The organism is Pantoea sp. nfd-35 (assembly GCF_056892255.1).
Map to the genome: position 1 here is coordinate 2,756,231 of NZ_CP122403.1, position 13,255 is coordinate 2,769,485.

General features: G+C 55.8%; 13 protein-coding genes. 3 read left to right on the forward strand and 10 right to left on the reverse strand.

Features of this window, described 5'->3' with window-relative positions:
• Positions 1-340 precede the first annotated feature (340 nt).
• Positions 341-3,790, forward strand: coding sequence for a transcription-repair coupling factor (gene mfd, locus P9J57_RS12810; protein ID WP_028715013.1), 3,450 nt, complete (start codon positions 341-343; stop codon positions 3,788-3,790).
• A 114-nt stretch (positions 3,791-3,904) separates the two neighbouring features.
• On the opposite strand, the gene P9J57_RS12815 is transcribed toward mfd, so the two are convergent.
• Positions 3,905-4,372 (reverse strand): carboxymuconolactone decarboxylase family protein, encoded by a 468-nt coding sequence (locus P9J57_RS12815; RefSeq protein WP_029568640.1) that lies wholly within the window; start codon positions 4,370-4,372, stop codon positions 3,905-3,907.
• A 108-nt stretch (positions 4,373-4,480) separates the two neighbouring features.
• Here P9J57_RS12815 and P9J57_RS12820 point away from each other — a divergent pair, with 108 nt between their 5' ends.
• A complete protein-coding gene (locus P9J57_RS12820) occupies positions 4,481-4,912 on the forward strand; it encodes a MarR family winged helix-turn-helix transcriptional regulator (RefSeq protein WP_227008725.1) in 432 nt (143 codons plus the stop codon).
• Here the strand turns inward: P9J57_RS12820 and P9J57_RS12825 are convergent.
• From P9J57_RS12825 to hinT, 9 genes are all read right to left on the reverse strand, one after another.
• A complete protein-coding gene (locus P9J57_RS12825; RefSeq protein WP_275269359.1) occupies positions 4,909-5,034 on the reverse strand; it encodes a hypothetical protein in 126 nt (41 codons plus the stop codon). The genes P9J57_RS12820 and P9J57_RS12825 overlap by 4 nt on opposite strands.
• Before the next feature lie 81 nt (positions 5,035-5,115).
• A complete protein-coding gene (locus tag P9J57_RS12830; RefSeq protein WP_013025383.1) occupies positions 5,116-5,658 on the reverse strand; it encodes a glycine zipper 2TM domain-containing protein in 543 nt (180 codons plus the stop codon).
• 288 nt (positions 5,659-5,946) lie between these two features.
• Positions 5,947-7,251 (reverse strand): NAD(P)/FAD-dependent oxidoreductase, encoded by a 1,305-nt coding sequence (locus P9J57_RS12835; protein ID WP_015700551.1) that lies wholly within the window; start codon positions 7,249-7,251, stop codon positions 5,947-5,949.
• Positions 7,252-7,463: 212 nt separating this feature from the next.
• On the reverse strand, positions 7,464-8,006 hold the full coding sequence (ycfP, locus tag P9J57_RS12840; protein ID WP_014606124.1) for an alpha/beta hydrolase YcfP: 543 nt from the start codon (positions 8,004-8,006) through the stop codon (positions 7,464-7,466).
• Between the two features lie 38 nt (positions 8,007-8,044).
• Positions 8,045-9,085, reverse strand: coding sequence for a beta-N-acetylhexosaminidase (gene nagZ, locus P9J57_RS12845; RefSeq protein WP_014593437.1), 1,041 nt, complete (start codon positions 9,083-9,085; stop codon positions 8,045-8,047).
• A 31-nt stretch (positions 9,086-9,116) separates the two neighbouring features.
• On the reverse strand, positions 9,117-9,953 hold the full coding sequence (gene thiK, locus P9J57_RS12850; RefSeq protein ID WP_194762148.1) for a thiamine kinase: 837 nt from the start codon (positions 9,951-9,953) through the stop codon (positions 9,117-9,119).
• Positions 9,913-10,509, reverse strand: coding sequence for a penicillin-binding protein activator LpoB (gene lpoB / locus P9J57_RS12855; protein ID WP_013025378.1), 597 nt, complete (start codon positions 10,507-10,509; stop codon positions 9,913-9,915). The genes thiK and lpoB overlap by 41 nt, the downstream gene beginning before the upstream one ends.
• A gap of 10 nt (positions 10,510-10,519) precedes the next feature.
• The gene (locus P9J57_RS12860; RefSeq protein WP_013025377.1) at positions 10,520-10,891 is read right to left on the reverse strand and encodes a YcfL family putative periplasmic lipoprotein; all 372 of its coding nucleotides are present in this window, start codon (positions 10,889-10,891) and stop codon (positions 10,520-10,522) included.
• A 20-nt stretch (positions 10,892-10,911) separates the two neighbouring features.
• Entirely contained in the window at positions 10,912-11,262 is a 351-nt protein-coding gene (gene hinT, locus P9J57_RS12865) for a purine nucleoside phosphoramidase (protein WP_013025376.1), read from the reverse strand.
• Between the two features lie 410 nt (positions 11,263-11,672).
• Between hinT and P9J57_RS12870 the strand changes: the two genes are divergently transcribed.
• On the forward strand, positions 11,673-13,247 hold the full coding sequence (locus P9J57_RS12870) for a methyl-accepting chemotaxis protein (RefSeq protein ID WP_019105705.1): 1,575 nt from the start codon (positions 11,673-11,675) through the stop codon (positions 13,245-13,247).
• Positions 13,248-13,255: the final 8 nt, after the last annotated feature.

Here is a 13,255-nt window from a genome sequence, read left to right on the forward strand (position 1 = left end):
CCACTAACCCTCTGAGTCTGCTGCAAAGTTGTATCAGAATAGGTTAGGAAAGTGTTCGATGCACAGGATTAGGCTACAAAGAGGGGGTTAATCGTACGATTATTCAGCGCGGAAGCCGATATACTCCGTATCCTAAAGTGATGACGGCAATGAACGTCGCGCTGATGTACCCGTTTGACTTTCCTGCGGACCTTGTTCGCAAAAAAGATTTACACACAGCAACCCTTCAGCCACGCCTGCCTAAAGGCGAAGCGGTAGAAAAATTTACCGCAGAGGTGATCCCCATGGCGTATTATGGAATGATTACGCCCTGGTAAAAATGGAGCAACCTCGAGATCACATGTCCGAACCGACTCGCTATACCCTGCCCGTGAAATCTGGCGATCAACGCCAGCTCGGCCAGCTGACTGGCGCTGCGCACGCGGTTGAGTGTGCCAGCATTACCGAGCGTCATGCTGGTCCGGTGTTAATGATTACACCCGATACGCAAACCGCCCTGCGACTGCTGGACGAGATTCGTCAGTTTACCGATTTGCCTGTCACGCATCTCGCAGACTGGGAGACGCTGCCTTATGACAGTTTCTCACCGCATCAGGACATTATTTCGGCCCGTCTTTCCACCCTGTATCAACTGCCTACCTTGCAGCGCGGCATGCTGATTATGCCGGTCAACACGCTGATGCAGCGCGTTTGCCCGCACAGCTTCCTGCACGGCCATGCGCTGGTGATGCAGCAGGGTCAGAAACTGTCACGCGATCGCCTGCGCGATCAGCTTGAACAGGCGGGCTACCGCCATGTGGACCAGGTGATGGAGCACGGGGAATACGCGACCCGCGGCGCCCTGCTCGACCTGTTCCCGATGGGCAGCGAGCAACCTTACCGTATTGATTTTTTTGATGACGAGATCGACAGCCTGCGCCTGTTTGACGTCGACAGCCAGCGCACGCTGGAAGCCGTTCCCGCCATCAATCTGCTGCCGGCCCACGAGTTTCCCAGCGATAAAGCCGCTATAGAGCTCTTCCGCAGCCGCTGGCGTGAAATTTTTGATGTTCGCCGTGAAGCCGAGCATGTTTATCAGCAGGTGAGCAAAGGCACCCTCCCCGCCGGTATTGAATACTGGCAACCCTTGTTCTTTGAACAGCCGTTACCCTCGCTGTTCAGCTATCTGCCTGATAATACGCTGATTGTTAACTGCGGCGATCTGGAAGGCGGCGCAGACCGATTCTGGAATGATGCCAACGCGCGCTACGAAAATCGCCGTGTTGACCCGATGCGTCCGCTGCTTGAGCCCGCCACGCTGTGGCTGAGGCCGGATGCGTTGATGAGCGAGCTGAAAGCCTGGCCGCGCATCCGTATGTCCCATGACGTTTTGCCTGCCAAAGCGGCCAACACCAACCTGGGTTATGAATCTCTGCCGGACTTATCGGTTCAGGCCCAGGCGAAAGCCCCGCTGGATAACCTGCGTCAGTTTCTGGAGCAGTTCAGCGGCGGCGTCGTGTTCTCCGTGGAGAGCGAAGGCCGCCGTGAAAGCCTGCAAGAGCTGCTGGCGCGCATCAAAATTCGCCCTAAGGCTATTCATCATCTGCGCGAAGTCAGCGCCGGAGAGCATGCGCTAATGATCGGCGCCAGCGAGCGTGGCTTTGTGGATACGCAAGGCCATCGTGCGCTGATCTGTGAAAGCGATCTGCTGGGCGAGCGCATCAGCCGTCGCCGCCAGGATACGCGCCGTACCATTAATCCGGACATTCTGATCCGCAACCTGGCGGAATTGCATCCGGGGCAGCCGGTCGTGCATCTTGAACATGGTGTGGGCCGCTATATCGGCCTGACCACGCTTGAAGCCGGCGGCATCCAGGCCGAGTATCTGATGCTCTCTTATGCCAACGATGCCAAGCTGTACGTGCCGGTTTCCTCGCTTCATCTGATCAGCCGCTATGCGGGTGGCGCCGATGAAAACGCGCCGCTGCACAAGCTGGGCAGCGATGCCTGGTCACGCGCCCGTCAGAAAGCGGCCGAGAAAGTGCGCGACGTCGCCGCCGAGCTGCTGGATATCTATGCGCAGCGCGCGGCAAAAAGCGGCTATGCCTTTAAACACGACCGCGAGCAGTATCAGCTCTTCTGCGAAAGCTTCCCGTTTGAAACCACGCCCGATCAGGCTCAGGCTATCAATGCCGTGTTAAGCGATATGTGTCAGCCGCTGGCGATGGATCGTCTGGTCTGTGGCGATGTGGGCTTCGGTAAAACAGAAGTGGCGATGCGTGCCGCCTTCCTGGCGGTGGAAAACAATAAGCAGGTGGCGGTGCTGGTGCCGACCACGCTGCTGGCACAGCAGCACTATGATAACTTCCGCGATCGTTTCGCTAACTGGCCCGTGCGCATCGAAATGCTGTCCCGCTTCCGCAGCGCCAGGGAGCAAAACCAGATACTACAGGAAGCCAGCGAAGGCAAAATCGACATTCTGATTGGTACGCATAAGCTGTTGATGAGCGATATCAAATGGCACGATCTGGGCTTGCTGATTGTGGATGAAGAGCACCGGTTTGGCGTGCGTCATAAAGAGCGCATCAAAGCGATGCGTGCCGATGTCGATATTCTGACGCTGACCGCTACGCCGATCCCCCGCACCCTGAATATGGCCATGAGCGGAATGCGCGATCTGTCCATCATCGCCACGCCACCAGCGCGTCGACTCGCGGTAAAAACCTTTGTTCGGGAATTTGACGATCTGGTGATCCGCGAAGCGATTCTGCGCGAAATCCTGCGTGGGGGTCAGGTTTATTACCTGTACAACGATGTTGAGAACATTGAGAAAGCCGCTCAGCGCCTGACGGAACTGGTGCCAGAGGCGCGCGTCGCCATCGGCCACGGGCAAATGCGCGAGCGCGACCTTGAGCGGGTGATGAATGACTTCCATCATCAGCGTTTCAACGTTCTGGTCTGCACCACCATTATTGAAACCGGCATTGATATCCCAACGGCCAATACCATTATTATTGAGCGCGCCGACCACTTCGGGCTGGCGCAGCTGCACCAGCTGCGCGGACGCGTAGGCCGATCGCACCACCAGGCTTATGCCTGGCTGCTGACGCCGCACCCGAAAGCCATGACGACCGACGCGCAAAAACGCCTGGAAGCTATCGCCTCGCTGGAAGATCTGGGCGCAGGCTTTGCCCTGGCGACGCACGATCTGGAGATTCGTGGCGCGGGCGAACTGCTGGGTGAAGAACAAAGTGGTCAGATGGAAACGCTGGGCTTTTCACTCTACATGGAACTGCTGGAAAATGCGGTTGATGCCCTGAAAGCCGGTCGGGAACCTTCCCTCGAAGATCTCACCAGCAATCAAACTGAAGTCGAGTTACGTATGCCCGCCCTGCTGCCTGAGGCGTTTATTCCGGACGTGAATACGCGCCTGTCGCTGTATAAACGCATCGCCAGTGCCGAAGCAGAAGACGAGTTGCAGGAGCTGAAGGTGGAAATGATCGACCGCTTCGGTCTGTTACCCGATCCGGCCCGTAACCTGCTGGACATTGCCCTGTTGCGGATGAAGGCAAGAGCACTTGGCGTGCGTAAAATCGAAGCCAGCGATAAAGGTGGCTATTTTGATTTCGCGCCGCAAAACAGTGTGGATCCTGCCTGGCTAATCGGCCTGCTGCAAAAAGATGCGAAGCAGTGGAAGCTTGAAGGCCCGACGCGCCTGCGCTTTACCCGTGAACTGGCGGAAAGAAAGGTGCGTATGGAATGGGTGCAGTCGTTTATGGCGCAGCTCATGGAAAACCGGGTCGCCTCTTAACCCGCTCACCACCAGCATCAAGCGAAGCCGCCCCGCTCAGGGCGGCTTTTTTTATGCCTGCCTTCCGGCGGCCTCGTGAGCAAACAGGCTTATCCGGAACGGCGTGCCCTGTACTTATCTGGGCAGCGGCGGAGCAAACTGCAACGCACCTGCAATTCGGTTCCAGGCGTTGATCGCCCCAATTGCCGAGGTCAGGAAAATCATCTCCTGCGACGTAAACAGGGTACTGACCTCATCATATAGCGCATCCGGAATCGGCTGCTGTGCCATCAGCGTAAGCGCCTCCGTCCATGCCAGAGCGGCCGCTTCACGCCCGGAATAAATGCCCGCGTCGCGCCAGGTCGCGACTAAATCGATTTTCGCTGAAGCCAGCCCGGCTTTACGCGCCACATTAAGATGAAACTGAAGGCAAAATGCGCAGCCATTCAACTGCGATGCCCGGAGTTTGATCAGTTCGGTCAGTGTTTTATCCAGGCCTGCGTGGTCAACCGCCTTGCCCAGCATGCCCAGCGCTGCAACGACCTCGGGCGCAGCTTGTTCAAATGTAGACCAGTCGCTTCGGTGGTGAGAATACGATGCCATAATCAATCCTGCCTGTTAATATAAGAACACGAACAACAATATAAGAGCTCTTACATTATGCGCAAGTCAGGATCGCACAATCTGTCGCTGCCCGGCCCTGGAGAAGGCATGCGCGGCACAAAAGGCCACATTGGCTATCTGCTTCGTCAGGCGCATGCCGTTCATAAGATGCGGATGGAACATGCCCTGAAAGCCACGGGCCTGACTCTGCCCCAGTTTTCCGTGCTGACGATGCTGGCAGCCTACCCTGGTGCATCGGGTGCCGAACTGGCCCGGCTCTCCTTGCTGACGCCACAAACCATGAGCGTGATTGTCAGCAACCTTGAGCGGGCAAGCCTGATCCACCGTCGCCCTCACGAGGAGCATGGTCGAATTCAGATTATTGGCCTGACGGATGAAGGACAGCAGGTTCTGACCCGGAGCAAAGCGGCCGTTAAGGCGGCCGAAGCGGGTCTGCTTGCCGATCTGTCTTCTGAGGATGAAGGCGCTGTGCGGCGATGGCTGGTGAAGGTGGCGACCTTACCGACTGACCCGGTCTAAGGGCGATGTTGTCTGGCGCGCACCGCTTTACCGCTCAGCAGAATAAGGTTTATCGCTGTGTTCGGCTCGCCCGGCGGCTTCATCGGGTCACGCAGGTTGGTAAAGCCTTCATGGTGACCCATAAAAAAAGCGCATCCGGAGATGCGCTTTCGTGTTTCATGGTGTGCTGTGTGACCGCAATGCGGCAAGCTTTGCCCTGGATCTTATGCTTTATCGCCGTTCAGGATTAACTGTCCGTTACGGTCAACCGGGATACGGGTACCGGGATCGTTTTCCATGCGGATTTTACCCTGCTGGTCGCCGATCTTATAGGTGACGTCATAACCCAGCATTTTTTCCTGCTTGTCGTACACGGTTTTACAACGCTGTTCAGAGGTGGTGTAGGTATCGCGATCCTGCATACCGCCCTGAACCTGGTTGCCCGCATAACCGCCCGCCAGCGCACCGGCTACCGTTGCGACGTCGCGTCCACGACCGCCGCCAAACTGGTGGCCGAGAACACCACCGGCTACCGCACCCAGTACTGAACCGGCGATACGGTTTTCATCCTGAACCGGACGACGGTGCGTCAGCGTCACGTTACGACACTCCTGACGCGGTTGTTTAATCGATTCTTTAATTGGGGTTGCTGACAGCACCTGTGCGTATTGTGGACCGCGATCAAACACGTTAATGCTTGCTACGGCGGCTACACCCAGTGCCGCTGCCACGCCAATACCGATACCCGCTAACATTGATTTATTCACAGGAAGTTCCTCCTGAAAGTGTTACCGCGCATTCCTGCCGCTGGGAAATCCCTTACAGCTCTGGCAGAACCGACGTGCGCGACTCGCCGTTTGGTTGAGATAAGTTTTACAGATGTAAAGCTTTTGCAATATCAGACAATGGGAAGAAAAGCGTGCCTGAAGCGTTAGTGCCACGTTTTCGGAGAGTTCTGAGCGACGATGAGGGGGCCGGATACCGCGCTGACTTCACGGCATAACAGACAAGTTAGCAATGAAATCAGCGGGTTAAAACAAAATCAGATGATGCGATTAGTGAAGCTTCAGACGGGGGCGGATGACCCGGTTGAGACTGCCCACGATCATCATTAGCCCGGTCTTAATATAACCGTGCAACGCGACCTGATGCATACGATACAGTGATATATAGACAAATCGGGCAATGCGCCCTTCTATCATCATCGATCCGCGCATCAGATTGCCCATCAGGCTTCCTACGGTGCTGAAGCGTGACAGAGAAACCAGTGAACCGTGGTCTTTATAAACATAGGCTTTAAGCGGCTTGCCCTGGTATTGCAACAGGATGTTATCCAGCGCACAGGATGCCATCTGGTGTGCGGACTGCGCGCGCGGGGGCACAAATCCACCGCCGGGTAAGGCGCAGGACGCGCAATCACCGATGGCATAGATGTCGTCATCCAGCGTGGTCTGGAGTGTCTCTTTCACCACCAGTTGGTTGATGCGATTGGTTTCCAGCCCGCCGATCGCTTTCATAAAGTCAGGCGCTTTAATCCCTGCCGCCCAGACCATTAAGTCGGCTTCAATAAACTCGCCACTTTTGGTATGCAGGCCCAGCTTGTCTGCGCTGGTCACCATCGTTTGTGTCAGAACGCGTACGCCAAGCTTGCTGAGCTCCTGATGGGCCGCAGAGGAGATACGTGGCGGTAGCGCAGGCAGAATACGTTCGCCCGCCTCCACCAGCGTGACGTTGAGTGCCTCGCTGCCCAGTGCTTTATACCCGTAGCTGTGTAGCTGCTTAACTGCATTGTGCAGTTCTGCCGACAGCTCAACACCCGTTGCACCGCCGCCGACGATAGCAATGTTCACCTTCTCCACCGCCCCTTCGCTGGCAGAGAATTTCAGGAACAGATTCAGCATTTCATTATGGAAACGACGCGCCTGCTGCGGATTGTCGAGGAAAATACAGTGATCTTTAACGCCTGGCGTGCCGAAATCGTTTGAGGTACTGCCCAGCGCCATGACCAGCGTGTCATAAGCCAGCTCGCGCTCGGGAACCAATACCTCCCCCTGCGAATTCACGACTTCAGCCAGTTGGATGACTTTTTTCTCACGGTTGATGTTCGTCAACGAGCCCAGTTGGAACTGAAAACCGTGGTTGCGGGCATGCGCCAGATAGCTGAGGGCGTCAATGCCTTCATCCATGGAGCCGGTGGCCACTTCATGCAGCAACGGCTTCCACAGATGGCTGTGGTTGCGGTCAACCAGGATAATCTCGGCTTTCTTCTTGCGACCCAGCTTATGGCCTAACTGCGTTGCCATCTCCAGCCCACCGGCGCCACCGCCGACGATGACAATTTTCTTAACAGATGTAGTCAACAAAAACCCCCTCAAATTGTGAACCAAAAGTTAATCAATGGTTAAATTAAACCTTAATAAACATAGGGTTGGCGACATAATTTCGCTATCTGGGGGCAGAATAGCATGGCGGGAAGCGATGGGCCTCAGAAAATTGATGTACATCAAATTTAGCAGACAGTTCCTGGCAACGCCGACTACACAATCGGGCACCGCATGGGCGCCCGGCTGCGTCAATCTGCCGTTTTAAAGGCGTTCAGTCGGTGAAGATGGGGGGAAAGATTGCGGAACTTGTGGCTTTCGCTTTCGTCCCAAACGATCGGGTAGTAGGGATCCAGCAGTGCGGCGCTGCGCTGGCTGTCGAGAATCTCATCGTGGCGGGATAAAAGGGTCAGGCAGCGGCCGCGGTTACGTTCGCGAAAATCGCTGACGCACTTGGTGGCAATGTCCAGGTACTCTTCAGGTCGATCTATCTTGCCTTCCATATTTTCGTACGGAAACAGGTTGGGATTGAAAATCGCCTGGCGGATCGCGCACAAGAAACCAATACGTTCTGACCAGTACCCGCCCAGCCCTACGCCGCAGATCAGCGGATGCGGATCGTCGCTCAGACTGAGCATTTTATCGGTTTCTTTGAGCAGAAACTGCATGTCATGTTTGGGATGGCGCGTGCTGTAGCTGATGAGCCTGACGTCAGGATCGATAAACTGCAGTTGCAGCACTTTTTCGTGGTTGCCCGGACTGGATGAATCGAAACCGTGAAGATAAATAATCATGTTTATCCTTGAAGATCATCACACCGGGCAACCCGTGATTACCACGTCGCTTTATGCGCCAGCCAGCGTTCCTGCAGCGCGCTTAACTGCTGCGCATTCTGTTTCCAGCGGCGACTGGCCTTCAGGCTGTCCCGGCTAAAGGTTCCCCGATGGTACAACTGCACCACCGGCTCTGCCTCGATCACGGTCAAATTATCGATCACGCTTACCGCGCCCTGACGGTCGTTACAGACCAGAATCATGTCGCATCCGGCAGACAGAGACTGTTGCGCACGCTCGGCATAGCTGCCCATCACCGCCGCGCCTTCCATTGAAAGATCGTCCGAGAAAATCACGCCCTTGAAACCCAGCTCCTGGCGTAACACCGTTTTCAGCCAGTAAGGTGAACCGCTGGCGGGGAGCGGATCGGCCTCCGTATAGATCACGTGTGCGGGCATAATAGCGTCGAGCGCCTGCTCGCCGATCAGCGTGCGGAATATCGCCATATCATGCTCGCGCAGTTCGGCTTCGCTGCGGCCATCACGCGGTGTCTCTTTGTGGGAATCTGCACTGACCGCGCCGTGACCGGGGAAATGCTTACCGGTGGTTTTCATTCCGGCCTCATGCATGCCGGCAATAAAACGCCGCGCCATCGCCAGGGCAATCGCAGGATCCTCATGGAACGCACGATCGCCAATGGCCGCACTGATATGGCCGATATCCAGCACCGGCGCAAAGCTGATATCGATATCCAGCGCGATCATTTCGGCCGCCATCTGCCAGCCAGCCTGCTGCGCCAGCTCGCCTGCCGTTGTCATATCGTTGAGCGCGGCAAAAGACTGCATCGCGGGCAAATTCGTAAAGCCATCACGAAAACGCTGTACTCGCCCGCCCTCCTGATCCACCGCCACCACCAGGCGCGTAGGCGAGGCGGCACGAATCTGACGCACCAGCTCGGCCAGTTGAGCGGGGTCATGATAGTTGCGGGCGAAAAGGATTAATCCACCCACCAGCGGATGGCGCAGTATCTCACGCTCTTCCGCATCCAGTTCGAAACCTTCGACGTCCAGCATCAAGGGGCCGGGGAAACCTGTTGTCATAGCCTGAATCCTGTTTCTCGGCACAAAGCCGTTAAATCTGCTGCCAGCTCTGTTGAGCCAGCTGTTGTAAATGCGCATCGCCGCTCTGTTCGGCGCGCAGTTGATACCAACTGGCGACTAACAGATGCAGCCAGGGATGCCAGCGCGAAACCTGGTGTTGCAATGATGTCAGCGGGATCTGCATGAGCGCGGCATAGTCACGTAGCCACTGCTCTTGCTGAGTGGGATCGGATAAACAGACGGCCGCCAGCTCAAGCGCCACGTCGCCGTCTGCGGCATATTCCCAGTCAATAAGGTGCAGCCCCTGTTCAGACTGAATCAGATTAGCGGGATGCACGTCCATATGCAGCGGCGCAAGGCGTAACGGCCGCGGTTCGCCCTGTCTGGTTAGTCGTTGTAGCTGCTGCAACCAGCGGTGCTGTCGCTGCTGGCAACGCTGCCAGTACTGCCACAGCAGGGGCAAAAGGGATAAACGGTAACCGGTGAGCGGCTGCTGGTGTAGCCGTTGCAATAAGGCAAGTACCTGAGGCCGTGCAGCACGGAATCCGGCATCGCTCATCACCTCACCGTCCTGCCAGGGCAGGATAATGCCGTGCCGGTTACCCGCCAGCGGGCGCTGCACCAGGCCGCTCAGCCGCAATTTACGCAGCACGCGCCCTTCGCGCTGGCGATTGACGAAAGGTATCGCTGACTGTGGCGCCGGGCGGAGGAGAAGCCGTTCGTTTTGTGTGACGATCTGACAGCTCTGCCCGGTTAATCCTGCCAACGGTGTTACCGTTACCCGATGCCCGCCCGTTGTTGCCTTGATCAGTTGCAGAAGCGCCGCATTAATTTTGGGCGACACCGTTTCCAGACCAGATAATTTCACCCGTCTGCACCAGCATCAGCTGCATTTGTAAGGTCGGTGATTTTACATCGCCTTTGGCCGTGCTGTAGAGCACGTACTGCGCGTTGAGATTACGCGCCAGGCCAATCGCCTTGCTGCGCGAGTTCAGGCTGTCGTCTGGCGAAAGGCCAAGTGTTTGTTTCGCCTGCGCCAGCTGTTCTGACGACACCAGAGTGAACTTACCGTTGTTATTCAACGCGTTCTGAATAGCACTGGTCGCCTTTTCACCCTGCAGTGCGCCGTTAGTGCTGTTTTTAATGCGATCGACCAGCAACACGCTTCCCGGCGTCACCGTGGCGGCGCGCACCATTTGTGCGACCAAAGGTTCCACGCTGGCATCCCAGTTAATCGTCACCAGCTTAGGCGGTTGCGGAACAGGTTGAGGCTGGGGGATCGGTTGCTCTGGCTGAGGAACAGGCTGAACCGGCTCCACAGGCTGAGTCGGTTCGACCGGTGCTGGCTGCTGCTGTTTCATCACGCAGCCAGAAAGAATAAGCGCCATCATTAGCGCGCCAGTACGGTTAACACTGCGAATCACGTAACAGTCCTCAGAGATAGATATAGAGACGAACCTTGCTGGCCGTCAGATTACCCAGTTGCGACACCGCAGCGACGCTTCCGTTGGGGGGAACCGTGACAACCTGAGCCGGTTCACGCGGCGTTATTTCAAGCCCTTTGTCGTCGTACCAGTAGTAACGATAGTGCACAACCACCGGCGTTTCACGCTGATTGTAAAGTATGCTGCTGGCACGTTTCTGGCCGTCATGGTCATCCAGCGTTGGCTCGTCGGTAATAATACCCGCCGAGAGGACAGACGACTCCATGACCAGTGACTGCGATGTATTAATCATCGGTTTGTCGCTGCTGCAACCAGTAAGGCTCAGCAACGCCACGGGCAGACATATCAACCATGAACGCATAGCAAGGTTCCCTTCAGGGATCAGTGTGACAGCATCGGGCCAAGCGGCTTGCCGCCCACCAGATGCATATGGATATGATAAACTTCCTGACCGCCATGTTTATTGCAGTTAACAATCAGGCGATAGCCGTCTTCGTCAATGCCTTCTTCCCGCGCAATCTTTGCGGCGGCGGTGAACATCCGACCCAGCGCCTGCTCGTGCGCCGCCTCGACGTCATTGGCGGTTGGGATCAGGATATTGGGGATAATCAAAATATGCGTTGGCGCCTGGGGTGAAATATCGCGAAAAGCCGTTACCAGTTCGTCCTGATACACCACGTCGGCGGGGATCTCCCGACGGAGAATTTTACTGAAAATAGTTTCTTCAGCCATAAAGCAATTCCTTGAGCCTGAGGTAATACCTCAGTATGCGGGAGAAATTCGTTTTCTTTCAACCTCAGGCGACTTTTTCTTGTTATGACCGGCGGCGTTTAACGCATTTAATAGCGCCCGTATGCGAAAAACCGCCTTTCCTGTCTCTGCCCCCTCTGCACTCGTCGCCCCCTTTATGTTGCCTGCGGCCAGACCTGACACGCGCGCTTGCAGGGCTGTCCGACGGGAACCCCCGCTCCATTTGTTTCTACAGGAGACACCTGGACAAAAGTTGCAACAATTGATCAATAAACCACCAATGCTACCTGCCGAAACTATCAACAGCGTATCGGGTTAACCTGCTTTCTGTGATGCGCGACGCCTGACAGTCAAGAAAACGATTACATCAACGATTAAACAGGATGTTGAATATGAGCATTTTACAACGTGTCAAATTGTCACATCGCCTGATTTTTCTCATCGCTTTTTTCCTTCTCGCCATGGTTGTTATCGCTGTGATCTCTCTTCACTCACTTCGGTCGCTGGCTGCGTCAGAACAGCAGCTCTACGCTTCCCGGCTGGAGCCTGTGCAGATAATGAACGTTGCCGCCCGGGAGATGGCCACGCATTTTCGCCGTTCCTATGCTTACGTCTTTCCGGTTAGCTCCGCCACGCCCGTTGAATCACGCCAAACCACCTCTAAATTTAACCAGAAGTCTCAGCAAGCTGTGCAAAATGCGATTGATTTTCTTAAGCAATCTCAGGATCCGGCGCTGGTTGCTATCACGCAGAAAGTGTTGCAGGCCTGGCCTGACTACCTGGCGTCCATGCAACGCGTCTACGCCCTTGCCAACGAAAACAATGTGGCAGGAGCGCTAAAGGAAATCGCAACGACGACAGATCGTTTACATGTCGCGGTCCGGGATCCCCTGTTAGAAGCCGTAAAGATCTACAATGCGTCCGTCAGCCAGATCATTGACGACAACGTTTCCCATATTGACCGAACCTCCTTGATGTTGATTCTGTTAATTAGCCTGACCTTTATCGCCGGCGGCGCACTGGGCACGCTGATATTTTTTTCCGTTATGAAGCAGCTGGGTGCCGAGCCTGACGTTGCCGTCAGAGTGGCGGGCCTGATCGCCGACGGTCATCTTTATGAGCACAACGCCATTAAAGCCGGGGATACCTCCAGCCTGATTTACCAGTTATCCGTGATGCGCCAGCACATCCGCGACCTGATCAGTGAGGTTCAGGAAGCGGCGGAACAGGTAGCCAAATCCTCGACGGAAATCGCCCAGGGTACCCGCGATCTGTCACAACGAACGGAATCACAGGCTTCAGCGCTGGAAGAAACCAGTGCTTCGATGGAGCAGCTGTCCTCAGCCGTACAAAGCAATGCAGACAACGCCAGGATCGCGAACGACGTGGTCAGCAACGCCTTTCAGAAGGTGGCCAGCGGCGGTCAGTCAGTGTCTGACGTTGAGCAGACGATGCGCGCCATTCAGGACAGCAGTAGCAAAATCGGCGAAATCATCAGCGTCATTGACAGCATTGCTTTTCAAACCAATATTCTGGCGCTTAACGCGGCGGTGGAAGCGGCACGTGCCGGGGATGAAGGTCGGGGGTTTGCTGTGGTCGCGGGCGAAGTCAGAAACCTGGCGCAGCGCAGCGCCGTGGCAGCCCAGGAAATTAAAACGCTGATTACAGAAAGTCATTCACGTGTCGAAACCGGCGTGACCAATGTCAGCGTGGCAGGCGAAACCATGAAGGCGGTCATTAAAGAGATTCATCGCGTCAACGACCTGGTGGCTGAGATCAGCACGGGAAGTCATGAGCAAAGCACCGGTGTGAAACAGATCGGTATTGCCGTGGCGCAAATGGATACCGACACGCAGCAGAATGCGGCGCTGGTAGAAGAAACGGCGACCGCAACGGCACAGTTGCAACGGTTATCCGATCGACTGTTGCAGACTACCTCAAAATTTTTGACTCGCGAAGCAAACTGACAGGCTAA

Coding starts and splice junctions, on each gene's coding strand:
- mfd (WP_028715013.1), top strand. CDS start 341: ATGTCCGAACCGACTCGCTATACCCTGCCCGTGAAATCTGGCGATCAA.
- P9J57_RS12815 (WP_029568640.1), bottom strand. CDS start 4,372: ATGGCATCGTATTCTCACCACCGAAGCGACTGGTCTACATTTGAACAA.
- P9J57_RS12820 (WP_227008725.1), top strand. CDS start 4,481: ATGCGCGGCACAAAAGGCCACATTGGCTATCTGCTTCGTCAGGCGCAT.
- P9J57_RS12825 (WP_275269359.1), bottom strand. CDS start 5,034: ATGGGTCACCATGAAGGCTTTACCAACCTGCGTGACCCGATGAAGCCG.
- ycfP (WP_014606124.1), bottom strand. CDS start 8,006: ATGATTATTTATCTTCACGGTTTCGATTCATCCAGTCCGGGCAACCAC.
- nagZ (WP_014593437.1), bottom strand. CDS start 9,085: ATGACAACAGGTTTCCCCGGCCCCTTGATGCTGGACGTCGAAGGTTTC.
- P9J57_RS12860 (WP_013025377.1), bottom strand. CDS start 10,891: ATGCGTTCATGGTTGATATGTCTGCCCGTGGCGTTGCTGAGCCTTACT.
- hinT (WP_013025376.1), bottom strand. CDS start 11,262: ATGGCTGAAGAAACTATTTTCAGTAAAATTCTCCGTCGGGAGATCCCC.
- P9J57_RS12870 (WP_019105705.1), top strand. CDS start 11,673: ATGAGCATTTTACAACGTGTCAAATTGTCACATCGCCTGATTTTTCTC.